The sequence below is a fragment of the Clostridium sartagoforme genome, assembly GCF_039521405.1.
Classification (GTDB): domain Bacteria; phylum Bacillota; class Clostridia; order Clostridiales; family Clostridiaceae; genus Clostridium; species Clostridium sartagoforme.
In genome coordinates this window covers 1-25,336 of sequence record NZ_BAAACH010000003.1, presented here as the reverse complement: position 1 = coordinate 25,336, position 25,336 = coordinate 1, and the positions used below count along the sequence as shown (strand labels likewise).

Annotated in this window: 21 protein-coding genes, 10 tRNA genes and 1 other annotated feature; of the genes, 30 read left to right on the top strand and 1 reads right to left on the bottom strand. The window is 29.4% G+C overall.

Annotated elements, in window-relative coordinates; translation table 11 throughout:
* The first annotated feature begins 156 nt into the window (after nucleotides 1–156).
* The 30 genes from spoVT to murD all read left to right on the top strand — a co-directional run bounded on the left by spoVT (nucleotide 157) and on the right by murD (nucleotide 23,750).
* Nucleotides 157–705 carry a stage V sporulation protein T gene (gene spoVT / locus ABDZ60_RS00930; RefSeq protein WP_016206853.1) on the top strand — a complete coding sequence of 183 codons (549 nt, stop codon included), beginning with the start codon at nucleotides 157–159 and terminating at the stop codon, nucleotides 703–705.
* A gap of 106 nt (nucleotides 706–811) precedes the next feature.
* Complete coding sequence (locus tag ABDZ60_RS00925) at nucleotides 812–2,347, top strand: putative polysaccharide biosynthesis protein (RefSeq protein ID WP_046999959.1); 1,536 nt, start codon at nucleotides 812–814, stop codon at nucleotides 2,345–2,347.
* Between the two features lie 19 nt (nucleotides 2,348–2,366).
* Nucleotides 2,367–3,815 (top strand): bifunctional methyltransferase/pyrophosphohydrolase YabN, encoded by a 1,449-nt coding sequence (gene yabN / locus ABDZ60_RS00920; protein WP_343775112.1) that lies wholly within the window; start codon nucleotides 2,367–2,369, stop codon nucleotides 3,813–3,815.
* Nucleotides 3,816–4,045: 230 nt separating this feature from the next.
* Nucleotides 4,046–4,321 carry an HU family DNA-binding protein gene (locus ABDZ60_RS00915; RefSeq protein ID WP_016206851.1) on the top strand — a complete coding sequence of 92 codons (276 nt, stop codon included), beginning with the start codon at nucleotides 4,046–4,048 and terminating at the stop codon, nucleotides 4,319–4,321.
* A gap of 69 nt (nucleotides 4,322–4,390) precedes the next feature.
* Entirely contained in the window at nucleotides 4,391–4,651 is a 261-nt protein-coding gene (locus tag ABDZ60_RS00910) for an RNA-binding S4 domain-containing protein (RefSeq protein WP_016206850.1), read from the top strand.
* A gap of 51 nt (nucleotides 4,652–4,702) precedes the next feature.
* Entirely contained in the window at nucleotides 4,703–4,996 is a 294-nt protein-coding gene (yabP, locus tag ABDZ60_RS00905; protein WP_016206849.1) for a sporulation protein YabP, read from the top strand.
* An 8-nt stretch (nucleotides 4,997–5,004) separates the two neighbouring features.
* Nucleotides 5,005–5,394 carry a spore cortex biosynthesis protein YabQ gene (gene yabQ, locus ABDZ60_RS00900; protein ID WP_016206848.1) on the top strand — a complete coding sequence of 130 codons (390 nt, stop codon included), beginning with the start codon at nucleotides 5,005–5,007 and terminating at the stop codon, nucleotides 5,392–5,394.
* 82 nt (nucleotides 5,395–5,476) lie between these two features.
* A complete protein-coding gene (locus ABDZ60_RS00895) occupies nucleotides 5,477–5,761 on the top strand; it encodes an FtsB family cell division protein (RefSeq protein ID WP_016206847.1) in 285 nt (94 codons plus the stop codon).
* Between the two features lie 82 nt (nucleotides 5,762–5,843).
* Nucleotides 5,844–6,254 carry a S1 domain-containing RNA-binding protein gene (locus ABDZ60_RS00890; protein WP_016206846.1) on the top strand — a complete coding sequence of 137 codons (411 nt, stop codon included), beginning with the start codon at nucleotides 5,844–5,846 and terminating at the stop codon, nucleotides 6,252–6,254.
* A gap of 201 nt (nucleotides 6,255–6,455) precedes the next feature.
* Nucleotides 6,456–6,544 (top strand) — tRNA-Leu (locus ABDZ60_RS00885).
* A 21-nt stretch (nucleotides 6,545–6,565) separates the two neighbouring features.
* A tRNA-Met gene (locus ABDZ60_RS00880) sits at nucleotides 6,566–6,641 on the top strand.
* Nucleotides 6,642–6,647: 6 nt separating this feature from the next.
* Nucleotides 6,648–6,724: transfer RNA gene (locus ABDZ60_RS00875), tRNA-Met, on the top strand.
* Between the two features lie 5 nt (nucleotides 6,725–6,729).
* Nucleotides 6,730–6,818, top strand: a tRNA-Leu gene (locus tag ABDZ60_RS00870).
* Between the two features lie 22 nt (nucleotides 6,819–6,840).
* Nucleotides 6,841–6,916, top strand: a tRNA-Met gene (locus ABDZ60_RS00865).
* 6 nt (nucleotides 6,917–6,922) lie between these two features.
* Nucleotides 6,923–6,999 (top strand) — tRNA-Met (locus ABDZ60_RS00860).
* Nucleotides 7,000–7,004: 5 nt separating this feature from the next.
* A tRNA-Leu gene (locus ABDZ60_RS00855) sits at nucleotides 7,005–7,093 on the top strand.
* 488 nt (nucleotides 7,094–7,581) lie between these two features.
* The gene (gene spoIIE / locus ABDZ60_RS00850) at nucleotides 7,582–9,966 is read left to right on the top strand and encodes a stage II sporulation protein E (RefSeq protein ID WP_046999964.1); all 2,385 of its coding nucleotides are present in this window, start codon (nucleotides 7,582–7,584) and stop codon (nucleotides 9,964–9,966) included.
* A 177-nt stretch (nucleotides 9,967–10,143) separates the two neighbouring features.
* A complete protein-coding gene (gene tilS / locus ABDZ60_RS00845; RefSeq protein WP_343775105.1) occupies nucleotides 10,144–11,538 on the top strand; it encodes a tRNA lysidine(34) synthetase TilS in 1,395 nt (464 codons plus the stop codon).
* A 4-nt stretch (nucleotides 11,539–11,542) separates the two neighbouring features.
* Entirely contained in the window at nucleotides 11,543–12,082 is a 540-nt protein-coding gene (hpt, locus tag ABDZ60_RS00840) for a hypoxanthine phosphoribosyltransferase (protein ID WP_046999966.1), read from the top strand.
* Nucleotides 12,083–12,131: 49 nt separating this feature from the next.
* Complete coding sequence (gene ftsH / locus ABDZ60_RS00835) at nucleotides 12,132–13,934, top strand: ATP-dependent zinc metalloprotease FtsH (protein ID WP_016206842.1); 1,803 nt, start codon at nucleotides 12,132–12,134, stop codon at nucleotides 13,932–13,934.
* A gap of 242 nt (nucleotides 13,935–14,176) precedes the next feature.
* Nucleotides 14,177–15,847, top strand: a complete 1,671-nt coding sequence (locus ABDZ60_RS00830) for a formate--tetrahydrofolate ligase (RefSeq protein WP_343775101.1) — start codon at nucleotides 14,177–14,179, stop codon at nucleotides 15,845–15,847.
* 133 nt (nucleotides 15,848–15,980) lie between these two features.
* Nucleotides 15,981–16,760: a type III pantothenate kinase gene (locus ABDZ60_RS00825; protein WP_016206839.1), complete on the top strand. Its 780-nt coding sequence runs from the start codon at nucleotides 15,981–15,983 to the stop codon at nucleotides 16,758–16,760.
* A gap of 6 nt (nucleotides 16,761–16,766) precedes the next feature.
* Complete coding sequence (dusB, locus tag ABDZ60_RS00820) at nucleotides 16,767–17,741, top strand: tRNA dihydrouridine synthase DusB (RefSeq protein WP_046999968.1); 975 nt, start codon at nucleotides 16,767–16,769, stop codon at nucleotides 17,739–17,741.
* 226 nt (nucleotides 17,742–17,967) lie between these two features.
* Entirely contained in the window at nucleotides 17,968–18,450 is a 483-nt protein-coding gene (greA, locus tag ABDZ60_RS00815) for a transcription elongation factor GreA (RefSeq protein WP_016206837.1), read from the top strand.
* 15 nt (nucleotides 18,451–18,465) lie between these two features.
* The gene (gene lysS / locus ABDZ60_RS00810; protein ID WP_016206836.1) at nucleotides 18,466–19,971 is read left to right on the top strand and encodes a lysine--tRNA ligase; all 1,506 of its coding nucleotides are present in this window, start codon (nucleotides 18,466–18,468) and stop codon (nucleotides 19,969–19,971) included.
* Nucleotides 19,972–20,187: 216 nt separating this feature from the next.
* Nucleotides 20,188–20,262 (top strand) — tRNA-Asn (locus ABDZ60_RS00805).
* 28 nt (nucleotides 20,263–20,290) lie between these two features.
* Nucleotides 20,291–20,365: transfer RNA gene (locus ABDZ60_RS00800), tRNA-Asn, on the top strand.
* Between the two features lie 30 nt (nucleotides 20,366–20,395).
* Nucleotides 20,396–20,470: transfer RNA gene (locus tag ABDZ60_RS00795), tRNA-Asn, on the top strand.
* Between the two features lie 106 nt (nucleotides 20,471–20,576).
* Nucleotides 20,577–20,745 (top strand) — a binding site (T-box leader).
* 46 nt (nucleotides 20,746–20,791) lie between these two features.
* Entirely contained in the window at nucleotides 20,792–22,183 is a 1,392-nt protein-coding gene (locus ABDZ60_RS00790) for a glycine--tRNA ligase (protein ID WP_016206835.1), read from the top strand.
* Nucleotides 22,184–22,370: 187 nt separating this feature from the next.
* The gene (murD, locus tag ABDZ60_RS00785; RefSeq protein ID WP_343775094.1) at nucleotides 22,371–23,750 is read left to right on the top strand and encodes a UDP-N-acetylmuramoyl-L-alanine--D-glutamate ligase; all 1,380 of its coding nucleotides are present in this window, start codon (nucleotides 22,371–22,373) and stop codon (nucleotides 23,748–23,750) included.
* Nucleotides 23,751–23,779: 29 nt separating this feature from the next.
* On the opposite strand, the gene ABDZ60_RS00780 is transcribed toward murD, so the two are convergent.
* The gene (locus tag ABDZ60_RS00780; protein WP_343775092.1) at nucleotides 23,780–24,769 is read right to left on the bottom strand and encodes a DUF5050 domain-containing protein; all 990 of its coding nucleotides are present in this window, start codon (nucleotides 24,767–24,769) and stop codon (nucleotides 23,780–23,782) included.
* Nucleotides 24,770–25,336: the final 567 nt, after the last annotated feature.

The window sequence follows — 25,336 nt, the reverse complement described above, 5'->3', positions numbered from 1 at the left end:
TTCTACCTTAATTGTCAATTGTTAATGGTTAATTGTTAATTGTCAATGTTTTTTCTTATTTTAATAAATTTTGGTTATAAGTGTATAAAATTTCTAAGAAGTCAAATAATAATATTGCAACTAATTATTATTAATTAAAGGAGGTAGCTCATAATAATGAAGGCGACAGGAATTGTTAGACGTATTGATGACTTAGGTAGAGTAGTTATACCAAAGGAAATAAGAAGAACTTTAAGAATTAGAGAAGGTGATCCTTTAGAGATTTTCACTGATAGAGAAGGTGGGGTTATTTTAAAAAAATACTCACCAATTGGAGAACTTACAGATTTCTCTAAGGAGTATGCAGAAAGCTTACAACAAGCAATTGGACATATTGTTTTAATAGCTGATAAAGATGCATTTATATCAGTAAGTGGAGCATCTAAAAGAGATTACATGGAAAGAAAGGTTAGTGTAGAGTTAGAAAGAATAATGGAAGAAAGAAGAGCTGTGCTTATAACAGACCAAAACAAGACTATTCCATTACATAATGATGAAGAAGTTGGTAAATATACTAGCCAAGTAATTTCACCTATAATTGCTGAAGGAGATGCAATTGGAGCGGTAATAATACTATCCAAGGAATCAGAAGGAAAATTAGGAGAATTAGAGTTAAAATTATCTGAAACAGCTTCATCTTTCTTAGGTAAACAAATGGAACAATAAAATTAATAAATAATTAAATATAAAGTTATCAATAAAATAAAGTAATAATACCTCTAAACTTACAATACAAATTTACTAGAACTAATTTGAAGTTTGGAGGTATTTTATGAAGAAACAGTCATTGCTTAAAGCAAGCTTAGTTCTTGGGATAGCAGGAATATTAGCAAGGTTTTTGGGGTTATTTTTTAGATGGCCATTAATAATGTTAATAGGAGACGAAGGGGTTGGTTATTATCAAATGTCGTATCCGTTGTACATGTTTTTCGTAGCCATGGCATCAGGAGTTCCTGTAGCTATTTCAAAGATGATATCTGAAAGAAGAGTGAAGGGGGATATACAAGGGGTATTTGAAATTGTAAAAGAGTCAACAATACTAATGATGTTTTTAGGAATTGGTACAACCCTTATATTATTCATTTTTGCTAAACCTATTATTAAATTTGTTCAGTGGGATATGAAATCATATTACGCTTTACTTGGGATATCCTTTGCACCATTTGTAATATCTATAATGACAATATACAGAGGTTTTTTTCAAGGATTACAAAATATGACTCCATCGGGAATGTCTCAAATACTTGAGCAGATAGGCAGAGTAATAATAGGAGTTGGACTTGCTATACTACTTTTACCAAAGGGAATAGAATATGCAGCAGGGGGAGCAGCTTTTGGTGCTGCGGCTGGAGGTACAATAGGAGCAACATATCTTTATGAAAAGTATAAAAAAGTAAAGAAGCAGATGTGGAATAAAAAAATAAAAAGTAATCCGGAAATTTTGACATCTATATTAAAAATAGCTTTACCTATTTCAATAGGAACAACGGTTGGAACTATAATGAGCTTAATTGATTCTATACTGGTTCCTCAAAAATTATTACAGGCAGGATTAACATCAGAAGGAGCTACGATTTTGTATGCTCAGCTAACTGGAAAGGCAAATGTAATTACAAATATACCATTAACTTTATCTATGGCATTAGGAACCTCACTAATTCCTATAATAGCAGAAAATTATGTTATGAATAGAAAAAGAGATTTAGAATCTAAGGTGCAATTATCATTAAAATTGTCGATGTTAATAGCAATGCCATGTACCCTAGGATTATTTTTTCTTGCGGGACCAATAATGAAGCTTATATTTCCTGGGAAATATGACGGCATAGAAATAATGAGATATATGTCTTTAGCTGTTCCATTTATAATTATAACTCAGACTACAACTTCTATTATGCAGGGGATAGGTCACTATATAAGACCTATAATAAATTTATTTATAGGATGTATAGTAAAGGTTATATTAACATTTATTTTAGTTTCTATGCCTAATATAAATATATATGGTGCTGTAATTGCTAGTATATCAGCATATTTCGTAGCAACCATATTAAATATAATTTCTCTAAAGCGTAGGTTACATTTAAAATTAGATATATTTCAAGGCTTTATTAAGCCTATAGTTGCCTCATTAGTTATGATAACAGGGGTAGTAGCAGCATACTTATTTTTATTTAATAAAACTAGTAGCAATGGTTCTTCTTGCTTAGCAGCTATATTTTTGGGTATTATTATATATATAGCATTAATACTATTACTAAAAGTATTTAGCATAGATGAAATAAAAAGTAAAATTATAAAAAATTAATTAGTAAGGAGAGAACCTAATGATAAAAATAATAGGTTTAGGACCAGGTGCACCAGAAGCTTTAACTATAGGAGCCGTTAAAGCTTTAGAAGAAGGAAAGAATATTTATTTTAGAACAGAAAAACATCCAACAGTTAATTATCTAAAGGGAAAAATAAAAGATTTTAAAACCTATGATAATTATTATGAAACATCAGATAGTTTTGATGAAGTCTATAATAATATTGCAAGAGATATAATAGATAAGTACTCTAATGAAAATGAATTAATATATGCGGTTCCTGGACATCCGTTAGTGGCAGAAAAATCAGTTTTTAATCTTATAGAGCTATGTGATGAAAAAGGAATAAAATATGAAATAGTTCCAGCAGTAAGCTTTATAGATGCTATGATGGATGTATTAAAGATAGACCCAATAGAAGGATTAAAAGTGATAGATGCTTTTGATATGAAAAATCAAGTCCTAGATAAGAGAATAGGGACTATAATAACTCAAGTATATAACCAATTAATAGCATCAGAAGTTAAACTAAAATTATTAGATTATTATAATGATGAAACAGAAATATATTATGTTAGAGCAGCAGGAATAGTTTCAGAAGAGTCTATAAGAAAAATACCTATATATGAGCTGGATATGCAAGAAGATATAGATTATTTAACATCATTATATATACCAAGGGATATTAATAATAAGAAGGATTTCAATGATTTAATTGAAATAATAGATAGACTAAGAGGGGAAGATGGATGCCCTTGGGACATGGAACAAACTCATGATAGTATAAAAAATGAGCTTTTAGAGGAAGCATATGAGGTTGTAGATAGTATAAATAATGATGATATAGATGGAATGATAGAGGAGCTTGGAGATGTGTTATTACATGTTGTATTCCATGCATCAATAGGAAAAGATGATGGATATTTTAATATTAGTGATGTAATTCAAGCTATATGCAATAAGATGATCTATAGGCATCCACATGTTTTTGGAAAAGATAAGGTTTTAAACAGTGGAGAAGTTCTTGATAATTGGGAAGAAATTAAAAAGGAAGAAAAGAATTTTGAAACTATAACAGATGAGATGAAGGCAATAGCTAATGCATTACCTTCTTTAGTTAGAGCGCATAAGGTTCAAAAAAAGGCTGCAAAGGTAGGTTTTGACTGGGATGATGTAGAAGATGCAGCTTTAAAGATTAATGAAGAATTAAAAGAGGTATTAGATGTATATAAATCCAATAATAAGGAAAAAATAAAAGATGAGGTAGGAGACTTAATATTTGCATGTGTTAATGTAGCCAGAAAATTAAATATTAATGAAGAAGAAGCAGTAAATTCAACAATACAAAAATTTATAAGAAGATTTTCTTTTATAGAGCAGGCAGCTTTAAAATCTAAGAAAAATTTAAGTGATATGACATTGGAAGAAATGGATGCTTTATGGAACGAAGCAAAAAAAAATGAATAATTTCACGAAAATAAGAAGGATTTATAAGATGTTTGGAGAATAATATATAATGGTTTATGCTATACTATAAATAACTTATTGTAATAAATAGCTTTTATAACAAAAAATTCATATTATTATAGACTAGTAATAAAAGACGATATATAATAAGAGAATGTAGTTATAGTACATATTAACAGAAATAGTTAACTACTAAAATATATAACGGGTTATTTAAGGAGGATGTAATTGTGAATAAAGCAGAATTAATCACTAGCATGTCAGAAAAAAGTAAATTAACTAAGAAGGATGCCGAGTTAGCTTTAAAAGCATTTATAGAAAGCGTTGAAGAAGCATTAGAAAAAGGCGAAAAAGTTCAATTAGTTGGATTTGGAACTTTCGAAACAAGAGAAAGAGCTGCAAGAGAAGGCAGAAATCCAAGAACTAAAGAAACTATAAATATTCCAGCTTCAACAGTTCCAGTATTTAAAGCTGGTAAAGAATTCAAAGAAAAAGTTAATAAGTAGGATATTAGGAACCCGAGTTTTCTCGGGTTCTTTTAATAATGTAAATTAGTAATAAAAAGGAGAATAATTATGAGATTAGATAAATATCTTAAAGTTTCAAGAATAATAAAAAGAAGAACGGTAGCGAAAGAGGTTTGTGAAGGTGGAAGAGTATCTATTAATGAAAAGGTAGCAAAGCCATCAACAGTTGTAAAAGAGGGAGACATAATAGAAATACAGTTTGCAAACAGAGCATTAAAGGCTAGAATAACGAATATATTAGAACATGTAAAGAAAGAAAATGCAAAAGAAATGTATGAGATCCTAGAAGGAGAAGAAGATAAAGAATAAAAATAAAATCTCATTCATATATTTTTATAAAGAATATGTGGAGGAGATAAAATGGAAAAGAAAATTGAAAATAAGTTAGAAGAACCAAGAAGTAGTATAACTTTAGAGAATAGAAAGAAAATGACTCTTACAGGAGTAGAAGAAGTTATAAGTTTCGATGATGAAAAAATCTTATTAAATACAAAGTTAGGCTTTTTAACCATTAAGGGATCAGAATTAAAAATGAATAAATTAGATGTACAAAATGGTGATGTTATAATTGTGGGGAATATATCATCTATAGTTTATAGTAGTAAAGAAGTAAAAAAAGAAAAAGAAAGTATAATTTCTAGATTATTTAAATAGGTGGATATATGCCGTTATCAATAGATGTACAATTTGACATAGTTATGTACTCTATTCTATCAGGAGTACTAATAGGAATTATGTTTGATTTATATAACATAATAAGAGGAGTGAAAATACCTAAGATAATAATTATTCTAGAAGATATATTATTTTGGGTATTAACTGCTATTATAGTATTTACTTTTTTACTATACACTAATTATGCTTTTTTAGGCCCATATGTTTATATTTTTATGATTATAACCTTGATGATTTATTTAAAGTTAATAAGCCCTACAGTTTTAAAATTAGAGAGATATATAATAGACAAATTTAGTAAAGTTATAAGAGTACTTTTTAAAAATTTAATTTATCCTGTAAAAATAATATACTACAGTATTTGTGGAAAAAAATAATGAAAAGGAAGAACATAAAAAAATAGCTTGAATAAAATATATATAGTGTTTAAAATATAGTATATAATATATTTTAAAGAGGGTGAGAGCAATTAAAAGGCAAGTAACTCTTAAAAGATTAGTTATAATTTTTATTTTTGCAGTTTTTATATTTAATTATATTAAACAGGAAATTACAATGAAAAAAATTCAAGAAGATATTATTACTAGCCAAAATCAATTAGAAGAGCTTAAAAATAAAAATAGTAAATTAGAAGCAGACTTAAAAAAGGTTCCTTCTGATGAATATATAGAAAAGCTTGCAAGGGAAAAGCTAGGAATGATAAAAGAAGGAGAAAAAGTTGTAAATCCTAAACCGCAAAATTAAAGAATATGTTTTAAAACTATAAAAAAAGGTTATTATTATAATAACATATATTATTTAATTTTTAAGGAGGAATCTTTGTAACATGACCTTGATGGCAGGAAACATATTAGAAGGTACAGTGGTTAATATAACTAGTTTTGGGGCCTTTGTAGAAATAGAAGGTAAAACAGGATTAGTTCACATTTCAGAAGTAGCAGATTCATTTGTTAAGGATATTAGACAACACCTTAATGAACAAGATAAGGTAAGAGTAAAGGTAATATCAATTGACGATAACGGAAAAATAAGCTTATCAATTAAGCAAGCAAATGTTCAAAAGAAATCAGTTAAACCTATGGAGATAGACTGGTCTTCAGAAACTAAAAAAGGTGGTCCAAATTCAGGAAATTTTGAAGATATAATGTCAAGATTTTTAAAGGATAGCGAAGAAAGAATGCAAGATGTTAAAAAGAATCAAGACTTTAAATCTAAAAATGGAAGAAGAAGTTTTTAATAAGATAATTAATAACATCATATAAATTTAATATATAAATCTATAAAGACTATCACCAAATTTAAATTGTTTAGTGATAGTTTTCTTTTTCGCTTTTTACTAGGTTGCGTAACAAAATATAAAAAATGAAAAAAGGGTGTTGACACTATGTGAAACATAATATATAATTAATTTTGTCGTTAAGAGGCGAAGAAAAAATATGCTGAAGTGGCGGAACTGGCAGACGCACAGGACTTAAAATCCTGCGGTGGTTAAACACCGTACCGGTTCGATTCCGGTCTTCAGCACCAAGCTAAATTCAACTTAAATATCGCGGGGTGGAGCAGTTGGCAGCTCGTCGGGCTCATAACCCGAAGGTCGTAGGTTCAAGTCCTGCCCCCGCAACCAAAATATGGCGGAATAGCTCAGCTGGCTAGAGCACTCGGTTCATACCCGGGGTGTCGTAGGTTCAAGTCCTATTTCCGCTACCATGCATGCTGAAGTGGCGGAACTGGCAGACGCACAGGACTTAAAATCCTGCGGTGGTTGAACACCGTACCGGTTCGATTCCGGTCTTCAGCACCAAGTTGAATTTAGCTTAAAATATCGCGGGGTGGAGCAGTTGGCAGCTCGTCGGGCTCATAACCCGAAGGTCGTAGGTTCAAGTCCTGCCCCCGCAACCAAAATATGGCGGAATAGCTCAGCTGGCTAGAGCACTCGGTTCATACCCGGGGTGTCGTAGGTTCAAGTCCTATTTCCGCTACCATGTACGCTGAAGTGGCGGAACTGGCAGACGCACAGGACTTAAAATCCTGCGGTGGTTAAACACCGTACCGGTTCGATTCCGGTCTTCAGCACCAAAAGCACTTAATTTAATTAAGTGCTTTTTTTATTATAAAGATATGAAACCTTTTAGAGTTAATATTTAAAAGGTTTTATTTTTTTATTTAACTTAAGTCATTTGATATGGGGTTAAAATTATTTTTTAATTAGTCATAAAATAAAGTATATGACTAAAAGTTATAAAATATTAATATCTTGTAATTTTTTATTCTTCATAAAAAATTATATAGTGACAAATTTGTATTGAAAATATTTAATGTAAATTCAATCTTAAGTTTATATAAAAATAGAATAATGCCTTAAATTTCATTAATATTAACATAATATGATGATAAAGCTTATAAAAACTAACTATGCAATAGAATAAAAATTATTTGGCTAGCCATAAGGAATTTTATATATTATTGTCCAACGAAAAAAATAATAAGATACACTATATGACATATATTTCAGAAATGCAATGATATAATTTAAATTACATTTTATGGAAATTGGAGGGACGTATATGCAGTATGGTGTTGATATATCAACATATAAGAGGTTGGAGAAGAGGAATAATAAAAATGAACTAAATGTTCAGCATTCATCAATAGGAATGATTATATCTTTTATAATAGGATTTTTACTAAGTAGGGTTTTACTATCAATAACAGTAGAAATGGGTATAGCCCCTTTTGGGATTGCATATCTCATAGGAATAAAAAAAGAAAAGAGCAGAAATATATTATTATCTCTTATTGGGATAATAATAGGCTATTTGTCTATATATAAGAGTTTAGAAGGAGCTATTTCTTATTGTATAGTAGCTTTTATAGTGATGGCATATATTGAAATATGTAATAAGATAGAGCTAAAACAAAGAGATACAATAATTTTTGGTTTGATATTTTCAATTTTCTTTATATATAATTTACTAGTAAATAATCAACCTATAGGAGTCAATTTAACATTTTCTGCTTTAAAGGTAATAAGTATAATACCAGTAAGATACATACTAAATTATGCACTAAATTGTGTTGATGAATTAGAAAGTAATTATTTCTTCTCAACAGAAGAATTAATAAGTATAGGATTATTGTTATGTTTATTGGTAGCAGGAATAGGTAATTTGAATATTTTCGATATATATATAAGAAATATATTTGCATTAGCTGTTATAGCTATTTTTGCATATGTTGGAGGATCTGGTTTAGGAGCAGCCATAGGTGTTTCTATGGGCTTCGTAATAGGAATGACTAGTAACGATATAATAATATATATTAGTTTATATAGTTTATGTGGACTTATTATAGGGATATTTAAAGATACTGGAAGAATATTTTCATCAATAGCTTATTTAGTTGTGTATTTTATAATATCAATGTATTCTGATAAATTTTCAATTTATGGGGGAATAGAAGTTTTAATATCTGCAGCAATCTTTATAGCAATTCCTAAAATGTTTATAGAGTTTATAAGCAAGGAATTTAATCAAGAAAAAAAGACTGAAAGTATAAATGATGCACATTTAAATGGAATAAAAAATGAATTTGTTGATAGATTGAACTCAATGAAATCTATATTATCAAGCTTGTCAGCATCTATATTAAATTTAGGTGAAAATGATATTTTATCATTAAGTAACAAAGGAACTGCTATGGTGGAGAGTTTAGCAGATAGAGTTTGTTATAATTGCGAGCTTAAACAAAGATGTTGGGATCGCAACTTACATTCTACTTTTGAAGGCTTTTCTGAACTTATAAGTGGTTGTGAGAACAATGAAATGAATTTTCCTCAGAGCTTAGAAAAGAAGTGCGTTAAAAAAAGAGGCCTAATAAAAAATGCTCAAGAAATTGTAAATAATTACACTGTGAATGAGGCATTAAGAACTAGGCTTGCAGAAGGCAGAAGTTTAATAGCTAATCACATAAATAATATATCTTCTACTATGGGGGATATGATTAGAGATTTTGAAAATGATATATCAATTTGTTCAGAGATAGATAAGGTTCTTAAGAAGGCTTTAAATAAAAATAAGATAGAATATAAGGATGTTTTTTGCTATTTAGATAGAAAAGGGAGAATGAAAATTAAAATAACCTTAACCAATTGCGAAGGTGGAAATTACTGTGCCAAAAATATATTACCTATAATAAATGGCTTAGTAAAAGTTCCTGTGTCTATAGCGAATGGGGGATGTAGGATAAACCCTGATACAGATGAATGCTCAATTGTTATAGAGGAAACTCCTAAGTATCATATGACATCTTATTCAGCCATAAAGGCTAAGGATGGTGAAACGTCTATAGGAGATAGCCATAGTTTTGCTAAAAATAGTGACGGAACATACTTAACTATAGTTAGTGATGGAATGGGCTCTGGCCCAGAAGCTGGGGTTGAAAGTAGTCTTGCAGTAAATTTAATAGAAAAGTTCATAGAAAATGGATTTAGTGAAAAGACTGCTATAAATACAGTAAATTCTATAATGGCAATGAAGTTTAACGAAGATGAAAAATTTACAACTATGGATATGAATATTGTTGACTTATATACAGGAGAAACTGAATTTATTAAAATTGGGGGAGTAGTTAGTTTTATAAAGAGAGGAGAGGAAGTTAAAGTTATTAAATCCAATAGCTTACCATTTGGGATTTTAGATAGTGTTGATATAAGTTCAGAAAAAGTTAAACTAAAACATGGAGATATAATAGTATCAATTAGTGATGGTATATTGGATATAGATAAAAATAATGTTGGAAGTTATTCCTGGTTACAGGAATATTTAAAATACGCAGATACAAATCCATCAGCTTTATCAAGAGATATACTTGAAAAGGCAATGGTCTTAAGTGGCGGAAAAGTATGGGATGATATGACGGTACTTGTGTCAAAATTATATTCTGTATATTAATAACTTGGTAGATATAAAGAGGGTGAGATATAACTTTGTTATCTCATCTTCTTCAATTTTGAGCATTGTAAAAATTAACTAATCATAGTGTTTACATATGCAGATCATAAGGTTATTATATTATATATGATTTATAATTCAATTATTTTGCTTAGCAAAATAAAAAGGGGTTTTGATGTGATAAACAAGGTAAAGGATTTTATAATTAAAAATAATCTCATAAAAGAAAATGATAAAGTATTAGTAGCTTTATCAGGAGGACCTGATTCGGTTTGTTTACTTCATATACTTTATGAACTTAAAGAATTGTTAAATATAAAAATTGGAGCTGCTCATGTGAATCATATGCTAAGAGGTGAAGATGCATTAAAAGATGAGAACTATTCATCTGAATTGTGTGAAAAGCTTAATATAGATTTTTATTCCCAAAAGGTTGATATAAACAAAATATCAAGGGAAAAAAATATTTCGCATGAAATGGCAGGTAGAGAAGAAAGATATAAATTTTTTAACTTTATAAAAGATACATATAATTATAGTAAGATAGCAGTAGCACATAATTCTAATGATCAAGCTGAAACTATAATTATGAACATGATGAGAGGATCAGGGCTTGAAGGATTATGCGGGATAAGGAATATAAGAAGTGGGGGAATAATTAGGCCTATCTTATGTCTTTCAAGAGATGAGATAGAGAATTACTGTAAAGATAACAATTTAAATCCTAGAATAGATAAAACCAATTTAGAAAACATATATAGTAGAAATAGAATTAGATTAGACATATTGCCATATATGAAAGAGAATTTTAACAGAGATATTATAGAAACCATAAATAGAATGTCTAGTTTATTACAAATAGATAATGACTTTATAGAAAAACAATGTGATAATTATTATAAAAAATATTGTCTTAATAAAAAGGATTATATGACTATATCTAAGAAAGCCTTTATATTAGATAAAGCAGTATTAACGAGACTTATAAAAAGGGCATTTGTGGAGTTTACTGGAAAATATAATAATTTTGAAATGAAACATATTTATGAAGTTATTGATTTATCTAGAAATACTACTAATAAAAAGGTATTTCTACCAAATGAAATAATAGCTGAAAATATATATGGGGATATATTATTAAAAAATAAGGAGTATATTAATAAGGAAAATAAAAGTGAAGAAATTATAGCAAATAAAGATCAGTTAAAAAAATATTCTTGTGAATATAGCGAATATAAGATTGATTTTGAATTTATAAATAATAAAAATAATATAGAATTTTCTAATAATGTATTAATAAAATATTTTGATTATGATAATATAGAAGAAAGGTTGATTATCAGAAAAAGAGAAAATGGGGATAGAATAATTCCTTTAGGTATGAAGGGGAGTAAAAAGCTTAAAGATATCTTTATTGATTTAAAGATACCAGTAGAAAAAAGAGATAAAATTCCTGTTTTATGTTTTGATGATGAGGTAGCTTGGATAGTAGGATATAAAGTTTCTGAAAAATTTAAAATAACAAAGGAAACCCAAAATATATTAAAAATTACTTTTACTAGAAAGGAATAAAAGGATGATAAGGGACATAAAGAAAATATTACTTACTGAAGATCAAATCTCGAAGAAAGTTAAGGAATTAGGAAGTAAAATAAGTGAAGATTATAAAAATAAAAACTTACTTGTTGTAGGTATTTTAAAGGGTTCAGTACTATTTGCATCTGATCTTATAAAAAGCATAACAATACCATGTGAAATAGATTTTATGGCAGTATCTAGTTATGGAAGTTCTACAGAAACTTCAGGGGTAGTTAGAATACTAAAAGATCTAGATCATAGTATTGAAGGAAAAGATATAATTATTGTAGAAGATATAATAGATAGTGGAGTAACATTAGACTATTTATTAAAATATTTAAGAACTAGAAAGGCGAATAGTATAGAGATAATAACTTTATTGACTAAGCCTTCTAGAAGAAAAGTAGATATTGAAGTCAAATATTGTGGGTTTGAAGTTCCAGATGAATTCTTAGTAGGATATGGATTAGACTATTCAGAAAGATATAGAAACTTGCCTTATGTAGGTATATTGAGTGAAGAGGTATATAAAAATTAAAAAATATATAAATGCAATATAATAAAACTAGAAGAAAGGGGGGCCTTGAATGAAAAAATATTCAAGTGCAACGGTATGGATATTTGTTATTTTGATACTTTTCTTATCTGCGACATTCTTATGGAATAGCGGTAAGATGGCAGATGAGATATCATACAGTGATTTTCAACAAAAATGGGTTAATGATGAGATAGAAAGTATTATGGTTCATCCAGACAAGATGCTTATTTCAGGGAAAACAAGAGATAACAAGCAATTTAATACTTATGCACCTAGTGAAATGGTGCAAATGTTAATGAATCAAGCTCCTAAAGATGATATAAGGGTAGATTTTAAACAACCATCAAATAGTAGTGTATGGATAAGTATAATTCCAACATTAATGATATTAGTATTATTCTTTATATTCTTCTTTATGATGTCACAGCAATCACAAGGTGGTGGCGGTGGTAGAGGTGTTATGAACTTTGGAAAAAGTAGAGCTAAAATAATGCCTCCAGATGCCAAAAGAGTTACTTTTGATGATGTAGCTGGAGCTGATGAAGAAAAGCAAGAATTAGAAGAAATAGTTGACTTTTTAAAACAACCATCAAGATATACGGAGATGGGAGCTAGAATTCCTAAGGGAGTTTTACTAGTGGGACCTCCAGGAACAGGTAAAACCTTATTAGCAAAAGCTATAGCGGGTGAAGCTGGTGTTCCTTTTTATAGTATATCAGGGTCAGATTTCGTTGAAATGTTTGTTGGAGTTGGGGCATCAAGAGTTAGAGACTTATTTGAACAAGCAAAAAAGAGTGCACCATCACTTGTGTTTATTGATGAAATAGATGCGGTTGGTAGACAAAGAGGTGCAGGATTAGGTGGAGGCCATGATGAAAGAGAACAAACATTAAATCAATTACTAGTTGAAATGGATGGTTTTGGGGCAAATGAAGGAATAATAATGATAGCAGCCACAAATAGACCAGACATACTAGATCCGGCCTTATTAAGACCAGGTAGATTTGATAGACAAATAGTAGTTGGAGCTCCTGATGTTAAGGGTAGAGAAGAAATATTAAAGGTTCATACTAAGAAAAAACCTTTATCAGAAGATGTAGAATTAAAAGTTTTAGCAAAGAGAACTCCAGGTTTTAGTGGAGCTGATTTAGAAAATTTAGCAAATGAAGCAGCCTTATTAGCTGTAAGAAAAAATGAGAAATTAATAGGAATGCAAGAGTTTGAAGAAGCTATAACTAGAGTAATAGCAGGACCAGAAAAGAAAAGTAGAGCAATTAATGAACATGATAGAAAATTAACTGCCTACCATGAAGCAGGGCACGCAGTTGTAATGAAACTTCTAGAACATGCAGACCCGGTTCATGAAATAAGTATAATACCAAGAGGTATGGCAGGTGGATACACAATGCATTTACCTAAAGAAGATAGATCATACACATCAAGAGATAAATTAAAAGATGATATGGTTGGATTACTTGGTGGTAGATTAGCAGAAAAAATCATATTATCAGATATAAGTACTGGTGCAAAAAATGATATTGATAGAGCTAGTGCTATTGCAAGAGCTATGGTAATGGAATATGGAATGAGCGAAAAGCTTGGAACTATTTCTTATGGTGGAGATAATAATGAAGTATTCTTAGGACGAAATTTAGGACATAGCAGAAACTTTAGCGAAGAAATTGCAGCTGAAATAGATAAAGAAGTTAAGAGATTTATCAATGAAGCTTATGAAAGAGCAGAAAACTTATTAAGTCAAAATATTGATAAGTTGCATGCTGTAGCATTAACGTTATTAGAAAAAGAAAAAATTGATGGCGAAGAATTTGAAAGAATTTTTAATGCGAGCTAAAAAATTAAAAGAGTAGTCATTTGGCTACTTCTTTTTTTACTCTAAATAAGATAGAATAGATAACCAATGGCGAATAATTGTTTTGGATAAACTTATATAAATAGAAAAAATACATTATTATAACGAAATATAAATATTTAAAACAAATAAATATTCGAAATTTTATTTTAATGAGTAAGGCTAGATGATATAATTTATGTATAAAATAAGAATATATTATATTAAAAGGTAGGGTGTGCAATATGAAGAGTGATATACAAATAGCTCAAGAAGTAAAAATGGAGCATATAAATAGGATAGCAGAAAAATTAAATTTATCAGAAGATTATATAGAGCAATATGGAAAATATAAATGTAAATTATCATTAGAGATATTTGAAAAAAATAAAGAAAAGAAAAATGGAAAATTAGTATTGGTGACTGCCATAAATCCAACACCTGCTGGAGAAGGAAAATCAACTGTAACTGTTGGTTTGGGTCAGGCTTTATGTAAAATGGGAAAAAATGCGGTGATAGCATTAAGAGAACCATCTCTTGGTCCAGTATTTGGAATAAAAGGAGGGGCTGCAGGTGGAGGATACTCCCAAGTTGTTCCTATGGAGGATATAAATCTACATTTTACAGGAGATATGCATGCAATAACAAGTGCTAACAATTTACTAGCAGCGGCAATAGACAATCATATACATCAGGGGAATAACCTAAGAATTGATTCAAGAAGAATAATATTTAAAAGAGTTATAGATATGAACGATAGAGCTCTAAGAAACATTGTTGTAGGATTAGGAGGAAAGCTTAATGGATTTTTAAGAGAAGACGGATTCATGATAACAGTGGCATCAGAAATAATGGCTATATTATGTTTAGCAGATAGTCTATCAGATCTTAAAGAAAGAATGGGGAGAATTCTAATTGCGTATGATTTAGATGGTAATCCAGTATATGCAAAACAATTGGATATACAAGGTGCCATGGCTTTACTTATGAAAGATGCTATAAAGCCTAATTTAGTTCAAACTTTAGAAAATACACCTGCTATAATACATGGAGGACCTTTTGCTAATATAGCTCATGGATGTAACTCTATAATAGCAACTAAGATGGCATTAAAATTGGGTGATATAGTAGTAACAGAAGCTGGATTTGGAGCGGACTTAGGAGCTGAAAAGTTTTTAAATATAAAATGTAGATATGGAAATTTAGATCCTAATTGTGTAGTTATAGTTGCAACTGTAAGAGCATTAAAAAATCATGGGGGAGTAGGTAAAGAAAATCTAAGTATTCCAAACGTAGATGCTTTATCTAAAGGGATCAGTAATTTAGAAAAGCAAATTGAAAATATTAAGAAGTTTAATGTTCCGGTAGTTGTTGCGATAAATAAATTTGTTACAGATAGTTTAGAAGAAATAGAGTTCATTAAAAATTATTGCAATAAACTTGGTGTGAAAGCAGCTTTATCAGAAGTTTGGGAAAAAGGTGGAGATGGAGGAATAGAGCTTGGAGAAGTAGTTTGTGATATATTGGAAAACGAAGAGTCTAACTTCAAGCCTATTTATGATGTAGAAAGTAGTATAGAAAGTAAAATATTAACTATAGCAAAAGAAATTTATGGAGCTAAAGGGATTGTTATTACGCCTAATGCAAAGAAGCAAATACAAGAACTAGAGAAGTTTGGGCTAGATAAGTTGCCTATTTGTATGGCAAAAACACAATATTCTCTTTCAGATAATCCATCACTGATAGGTAGACCAGAAAACTTTGATATAACAGTGAAGGAAGTAAGAGTATCTAATGGAGCTGGATTCATAGTAGTGTTAAATGGTGACGTAATGACTATGCCAGGACTACCAAAGGTACCAGCAGCAAATAAAATGGATATATTAGATAACGGAGAAATAATTGGATTATTTTAATATATAAAATTTACAACCCTTGACAAATGCGTAGTAATTGTTAAAATTAAATTGTTAAATTTATTGTGATTATATTTATTTGAATAAAGGCAGCTTTCGAAGCTGCTTTTAATTGTATTAAGGTGGTGCCAATATGATTTTAGTGGTAGATGTAGGGAATACAAATATAGTTTTGGGGGTATATAAAAATTCCGAAATTATTTCTAGTTGGAGAATATCTACTGATGCAAAAAAAACATCGGATGAATATTCTATTCAATTTATGCAACTTTTTATTCAAGGGAATTTGAAACCAGATGATATAAAAGGGATAATAATTTCATCAGTTGTTCCAAATATAATGCATTCATTAGAAAATATGATAAAAAAGATCTTTGGAATTAATCCTTTAGTTGTTGGACCGGGAGTTAAAACTGGAATAAATATTAAATATGATAATCCAAAGGAAGTTGGAGCAGATAGGATTGTAAATGCAGTAGCAGCACATGAAAAATATAGAAAAGATCTTATAATAATAGATTTTGGAACAGCAACTACATTTTGTGCTTTAACAAAAGATGCAAACTATCTTGGTGGATGTATTACTCCAGGAATAAGAATATCCTCTGATGCATTATTTGATAGAGCTGCCAAGCTACCAAGAGTAGAATTAGAAGTGCCTAAAAATATAATATGTAAAAATACTGTATCTAGTATGCAAGCTGGTATAATTTATGGATATATTGGTCAAGTAGAGTATATAGTAAATAAAATAAAAAAAGAAATGAAGGATCTTGGAGCAGCAGAACCTTTAGTTATAGCAACAGGGGGCCTAGCTAATTTAATAGCTAATGAAACTAACTTTATAGATAAAGTAGATTCTAGTTTAACATTAGAGGGGTTAAGAATAATATACGAAAAAAATAAGGAGTAGTATACTATGAAAATTAAAAACCTAGAATTTAGTAATAATGTTTTTCTAGCACCTATGGCAGGAGTGACAGATATAGCTTTTAGAGGTCTATGCAAAGAAATGGGATGTGGACTAGTTTATACGGAAATGGTAAGTGCAAAAGCACTTTACTATGGAAATGAAAACACAAAAACCTTACTTAGGATAGCTGATGAAGAAATGCCTGTTGCAGCTCAGATATTTGGGAATGATCCTAAAATAATGGCAGAAGTAGTACAAAGATATTTTAATGACAGAGAAGATATTTGCATAGTAGATATAAATATGGGATGTCCTGTAAATAAAATCACTAAAAATGGAGAAGGTTCAGCCTTATTAAAACATCCAGAATTAGCGGCTAAAATAGTAAAAGAAATAAAAAAGGTGTCATCAAAACCTGTAACAGTTAAGTTCAGAAAAGGATGGGATGAAGGTAATATCAATGCTGTTGATTTTGCTAAGGGCCTAGAAGATGCTGGAGCTGATGCTATTACTATTCATGGAAGAACAAAAGAACAAATGTATGAAGGAAAAGCGGATTGGGATATAATAAGGAAAGTTAAGGAATCTGTATCGATACCAGTAATAGGAAATGGAGATGTATTTACAGCAGAGGATGCACTTAAACTAAAAAATAAAACTAATTGCGATGGAATCATGGTTGCGAGAGGTAGTATGGGAAATCCTTGGATATTCAAACAAATAGAAAATAAGTTAGATGGAATAGATCCTATAGAAATAACTTATATAGATAGAATAGAAATGTGTTTAAGACACTATGAATTATCAATAAAATATGGCGGAGAAAAAAAAGCTGTACGTGAAATGAGAAAACATGCATCTTGGTATCTTAAAGGATTACCAAAAAGTAATGATATAAGAGGCGTTATGAATACGTTAGATGAAAGTAAGGAAGTATTTGACTTGCTGAATAATTATAAGGAAGAGCTAAAAGATAAATAGATGTTTAATTAATATATCGAATAATTAATATATTGAAGAATAAATATATTAAAAGCGAGAATAATATATATCTATTAAAGCTATAATACTTACAAGCCTTTTGGAAACATTACTTAGTTGACAGAAGATATATGCTGATTTATAATGTTTTAAATGATTTGGAGAATATCAGACCTAGTGTTAGGTATTTAAATAAAATAGTAGTAAATTTGAAGGGGAGAAAATCATGAGTGAAGCAAAAAAATTTTTAATGACATATGAAGGTGTAAAGAAATTAGAAGATGAATTGGAATTTCTAAAAACTGTTAAAAGAAAAGAAATAACTGAAAAAATAAAAGTTGCATTAGGATATGGAGATTTAAGTGAGAATTCTGAATATGATGAAGCAAAAAATGAGCAGGCTTTCACAGAAGGAAGAATTATACAATTAGAAAATATGCTAAAGAATGCTGTAGTTGTTGATGAGTCAGAAATACCAACAGATATAGTAGCAGTAGGTGCAATAGTCAAGGTTAAGGACTATGAATTTGATGAAGAGGTTGAATATTCAATAGTAGGTTCAGCAGAAGCAGATCCTATGAATTTTAAAATATCAAATGAATCACCAGTAGGAGCAGCATTGCTAGGTAAAAAAGTGGGAGAAATAGTTGAAGTTTCAGTACCTAGTGGAGTTAACAAGTTTGAAGTATTAGGAATAAGAAGAGAGTAAACGGAGGGATATTTAATGTCAACTGAGGAAATGAATATACAAGAGTTAGAATCTCAGTTTAGTGAGCAAGAAGCATTAAGAAGAGAGAAGTTAGTAGAATTACAAGACCAAGGAAAGGATCCATTTGACGTATATAAAGTTGAAAGAACTCATATGTCAGAGGATGTAAAAAATAATTTTGAAAGTTTATCAGGAACTGTAGTTACAGTTGCTGGAAGAATTATGTCTAAAAGAGGTCAAGGTAAAGTTGTATTCTCAGATGTTCAAGATAGAGATGGAAAAATTCAATTATTCATAAAGATTGATGAAGTAGGAGAAGAGGCTTTAAAATCATATAAATCATATGACTTAGGTGACTGGGTTGTAGCAACAGGAGAAGTTTTTAAAACTAAAACGGGAGAAGTTTCAGTTAAAGTTAAAAGCTTTGAATTAATATGTAAGTCTTTAAAACCACTTCCAGAAAAGTGGCATGGCTTAAAGGATCCAGATTTAAGATATAGACAAAGAGAAGTTGATATGATTTCTAATCCTGAAGTTAAGATTAACTTTATAAAAAGAGCTTCTATACTAAGAGGAATTAGAGAATTCTTAGATAATAGGGGTTTTATAGAATTAGAAACTCCAATGCTTGCACCAATAGCAGGAGGAGCTTCAGCAAGACCATTCGTAACACATCATAATACATTAGATATTGATATGTACTTAAGAATAGCTCCTGAATTATACTTAAAGAGAGCTATAGTTGCAGGACTTGAAAGAGTATATGATATGGGTAGAACTTTTAGAAATGAAGGTATGTCAGTAAGGCATAATCCGGAATTTACTATGATTGAATTATATCAAGCTTTTGCTGATTATAATGATATGATGGAAATAACAGAAAATATGATAGCTGAAGTTTGTAAAAAAGTTAATGGAAGTACTAAGGTTATGTACCAAGGAACTGAAATAGACTTTGCACCACCATGGAGAAGAATAACTATGGTTGATGCAGTTAAGGAATATGCAGATGTAGATTTTAATTCCATAAATTCTGATGAAGAAGCACAAGCTATAGCAAAAGAAAAACACTTAGAATTTAAAAAAGATATAAAGCACGTAACAAAGGGAGAAGTTTTAAATCTTTTATTTGAAGAATATGCAGAACAACATATGATACAACCAACGTTTGTTTGTGACTACCCTGTTGAAATATCCCCTCTAACTAAGAAGAAGAGAGGAAATGATATGTTTACAGAAAGATTTGAAGGATTTGTATTCGGAAGAGAACTTTGTAATGCATATTCAGAACTTAATGATCCAATAGTTCAAAGAGAAAGATTTAATCAACAAGAAAAAGAAAGAGAACTTGGAGATGACGAAGCATACATGATAGATGAAGAATTCATGAGTGCTTTGGAAACAGGCATGCCTCCAACAGGTGGACTTGGAATAGGAATAGATAGACTTATAATGTTCTTAACAGATTCAGCATCAATAAGAGATATTATAATGTTTCCAACAATGAAACCAGTTAAATAAAAGTTATGAAAAAAATTTAACTAATAATTTTTAAAGTAACAATTAACAATTAGGGATGTTTTTATATTTAAAATCTCTTAGAGATTCATTCTTTAATTGTTAATTGTTAATTATTTTACTTAATAAATTAATTGAAGAATTAATTTAAAAAACTTTTTTAATAAAAACACTTGCAATATTAATAAAAATTGATATAATAACTAATGTAGTAAATATTCCGCGATAGCTCAATGGTGGAGCACTCGGCTGTTAACCGATAGGTTGGAGGTTCGAATCCTCTTCGCGGAGCCATTTTAATTTTAAAATTAATTTATAATATTCCGCGATAGCTCAATGGTGGAGCACTCGGCTGTTAACCGATAGGTTGGAGGTTCGAATCCTCTTCGCGGAGCCATTTTAATTTTAAAATTAATTTTTTAAATATTCCGTGGTAGCTCAATGGTGGAGCACTCGGCTGTTAACCGATAGGTTGGAGGTTCGAATCCTCTCCACGGAGCCATTTAAAAAAGGTTTTTATAAGTATGGAGTAATCTATATTTATAAAAACCCTTTTTATTTTTCACTTGACATATATAAGGCTTTTGGTAAAATTAATATATAATTTAATAAATACAGTGAGAAAGAGGAGTAAGTTTAAATTTCTTTTAGAGAGACGATGCATGGTGAAAATCGTTATTAATTTATACTGAAGGGCGCTTTTGAGTATTAATCAATGAGAAAGTTGGGCTAAAGCCAAGAAGGGTGGAACCGCGGAATTTAAATTTCGTCCCTTTAGGTGTTTAAGGCCTTTTTTATTTATAAAAAAATTGGAGGTATTAAAATGGCAGTAGAAAAGACTATGGATAAAGTTGTTGCTCTTTGTAAAAATAGAGGATTTGTATTTCCAGGATCAGAAATATATGGAGGATTGGCAAATTCATGGGATTATGGTCCTCTAGGAGTTGAATTCAAAAATAATGTTAAAAAAGCATGGTGGAAGAAGTTCGTTCAAGAAAGTCCCTATAATGTTGGAGTAGATTGTGCTATATTAATGAATCCGGAAGTTTGGGTTGCATCAGGTCACGTTGGAGGATTTTCAGATCCGCTAATGGATTGTAAAGAGTGTAAGGCGAGATTTAGAGCAGATAAAATTGTAGAAGATCATATGACTGAAAATGGAGCAGAAGTTGCAAGTGCAGATGGATGGTCTAATGAACAATTAAAGGAATATATAGAAAAGAATAAGATTGTATGTCCTAAGTGTGGTAAGTTAAACTATACAGATATAAGAAAGTTTAATTTAATGTTTAAAACATTCCAAGGAATAACAGAGGATTCCGCAAGCACAATATATTTAAGACCAGAAACAGCTCAAGGTATATTCGTAAACTTTAAGTCTGTACAAAGAACTTCAAGAAAAAAAGTTCCTTTTGGAATTGCACAAATAGGAAAGTCTTTTAGAAATGAAATAACACCAGGAAACTTTACTTTTAGAACTAGAGAGTTTGAACAAATGGAATTAGAATTTTTCTGTAAACCAGGAACAGACTTAGAATGGTTTAAGTATTGGAAAGATTATTGCTGGAACTTCTTATTGGGATTAGGTGTAAAACAAGATAACTTAAGAATGAGAGATCATGGAGAAGAAGAATTATCATTTTATTCAAATGCAACATCAGATATAGAATACTTATTCCCGTTTGGCTGGGGAGAATTATGGGGAATAGCTGATAGAACAGACTATGACTTAACGAAACATCAAGAACATTCAGGTCAAGATATGAATTACCTAGATCCTACTACTAATGAAAAATATGTTCCTTATGTTATAGAGCCATCTTTAGGAGCAGATAGAGTTGCATTAGCCTTCTTAGTAGATGCTTATGATGAAGAAGAATTAGAAGGTGGAGATGTTAGAACAGTTATGCACTTACATCCAGCGTTAGCACCATATAAGGCAGCTATTTTACCACTTTCAAAAAAGCTTTCTGAAAAGGCGTTAGATGTATATTCGGATTTAAGTAAAAAGTTTAATTTGGAATATGATGAGGCTGGAAGTATAGGTAAGAGATATAGAAGACAAGATGAAATAGGAACTCCATTCTGTATAACAATAGACTTTGATACATTAGAAGATAATGCAGTTACTATTAGAAATAGAGATACTATGGAACAAGAAAGAGTTAAAATTGAGGATTTAGAAGCCTATATAGAAAAAAGCTTAGAATTTTAATTATAAGAAGAAGCAGAATTTTACATATTCTGCTCTTTTTTGTGTTTAATAAATTTAAGTGTTATAATTAGAAAGAATTGGGACAGACTTAATAAGGTGAACTTATTCATTCTAATGTATTATAGAATGAGTTACGTAGTAGAGAATATTTCATATAATATTTTATATATAATTCTGGAGGAAGATTATGAAGAAGCAATTTGGTGAATTTAAAGAGTTTATAAAGGGCAAAAAAGTTGCAGTGGTTGGTATCGGAGTTAGTAATATACCTCTTATAAAGTTTCTAGTTAAGCTTGGAGCAAATGTAACTGCATTTGATAAGAAAAACAGAGAAGATTTAGGAAATATAGCCGTAGAGTTTGATGAGCTATCAGTTTCCTTAGAATTAGGGGAAAAATACTTAGATAATCTATCAGGATTTGATGTTGTTTTTAAGACTCCTTCTATGAGGATAGATTGTGATGCATTAGTGAAAGTAAAAAAACAGGGTGCATATATAACATCTGAGATGGAGGAGTTTGTTAGATATTGCAAGGGAAAAGTCTATGGAATAACAGGAAGTGATGGGAAAACAACGACAACAACCATTATATCTAAGCTTTTAAAAGAAGCTGGATATAAAACTTGGGTTGGAGGGAATATAGGAACTCCATTATTTTCAAATATAGAAGAAATAAAAGAAGATGATAAAGTTGTTTTAGAATTATCTAGTTTTCAACTTATGACTATGAATAATCCAATAGATGTTGCAGTTGTAACAAATCTTGCACCAAATCATTTAGATATGCATTTAGATATGCAAGAATATATAGATGCAAAGAAAAATATATTCTTATATCAAGAAAAAAATGGATTATTGATTTTAAATAGGGAAAATGAAATAACTCATGGATTTATTTCAGAAGCTAATGGAGAAGTAAGAGAATTCAGCTCAAAAAGAGAGATTAAGGATGGAGCATATTTAAAAGATAATATATTATACCTAAATAATGAAGAAGTATGTAATAAAGAAGATATAGCTATTAAGGGAATTCACAATATAGAAAATTATTTAGCTGCATTTTTAGCTACTAAAGAGGATGTTTCATTAAAAGTAATGAAAAAGGTGGCAGAAACATTTGGGGGAGTTGAACATAGATGTGAACTAGTAAGAGAACTTAATGGAGTTAAATATTATAATGACTCTATTGCTTCAAGTCCAACGAGAACCTTAGCAGGATTGTTAGCTTTTGAGAAAGGGGTTATCTTAATAGCGGGGGGATATGATAAGCATATACCATTTGAACCACTAGCAGATGAAGGATATCCTTATATAAAAGAACTTATACTTCTTGGAGATACAAGAAATAAAATAAAAAGTACTTTTGAAAAACTTAAAGAAGAAAAAGGAATTGAGATTTCTATAAGTATGGTGGATACATTAGAGGATGCAGTTTTAAAAGCTAAGGAGTTAGCTAAAGAAGGGGATATAATTACTTTATCACCAGCTTGTGCATCTTTTGATATGTTTCCTAATTTCATGATTAGAGGAAATAAATTTAAAGAAATTGTAAATAAATTAAAATAAAGAAAAGGCCTTAAGGCCTTTTCTTTATTTTAATTCATATTAATAAACTTAACTTCATTTATATTAGCGGAAGTTTCTATAAAGATTCCTTTATCAGTAGGAAAATATTCATTTGTAGAATCTGAAAATATTTCAGTAAATGTGTAGTCATTATTTTCTTTGTTCTTAGTAAGTTGGCAAATTGTATTAGCACTAGCATTATTAATAAAATAAATTCTTTCATCACTTTGCTTTAATTTACTAGCATCTACATTTAGTATCTTTTTTGATTCGCTATTTAAAATATTAAAAGAATGCAATGTATTATTATCAGAACTATTTACAAATAAAATTTCATTATTGTAAGTTACGAAACTATCTACAGAGTCATCAGTTAATTTAATGTTAGAACTTCCATCTATTTTTAAACAATATAGTTTTGAATTATCATCTAGATTCCTATAAAATATTGAATTATTATTTATAATAAAGTTTCCGACCTTAGAAGTTGATAACAATGACTTAGAATTAGATTTAACATCATATGAATAAATATTTTGAGTATTTGAATCTATATAATATAATTTTTCATTCGCGTAAATTAGTCCCTTTGGAGAATCGTTATTAAGTTTTGTGATAGTATTCTTTTGATAATCCAACTTAAATAATCCTCTATCTTTAGAGATTGATGAAAAATAAATTATATCATTATTTGAAATAAGATAATCTATAGAGTAATCGAAGATATCTATTATTGATTCTTGAGAAATTACAGTATTGCTTTTAGCAAGTTCAGATACTGATAACTTATTATTGTTATTAGGATCAGGGAAAAACAATAAATTTCCTAAATATATATATTTATAATTAGTAAGAGTTTTCCCGGAAAGAATTATTTTGTTATTTGTTGTTATATTCTCCTTATAAGAGGTTGAAAGCGAATGGTTCTTTGCGCTAGAATCTGATTCCGGTATTTGATTACTACATCCTGTTAAAAAAAATGTTGATATAATTAAAAAAGAAAAAAATTTTCTTAGCATATTATCCTCCAAAACTTTAATGATAAATATTTTATAATAATATCTTAAATTAAAACTCTTATTAAGTAAAATAAAAAATACAATAATTTATCTAATAATTTTGTTGATTTATAAATAATGAATAGTTTTAAATAATATATAGACTATTGTTAACTTTATATAAGTGTAGATTATATAAAGCAGAGAAATGAAATGAATTATCGTATAATTAATAAAAGATAGTGAAATATAATATGTAATAAAGATAACTTTACCAGGTGTATCATTATAAGAAAAAATAAGAAAAAATAAGAAAAAAGTAGAATAATAATAATAATATAAGAATATAATATAAATGTTGATTTGAATAAGTTTAATATCATGATAAGATAAATAGCGTCGTCAGGGCGCGGAAGCAAATAACAAACAAATTGGCAACAAAAAAATGTTGACAATTCAAGAAGAAAATGTTATTATGAATAAGCAGTCCATGAGACCGCAAATTGAGATCTTTGAAAATTGAACAGAATATAAGTTAAGTAAAATAAACCAGCAATTCTTTTAGAAGTCTTAAAACTAAGACTCAAA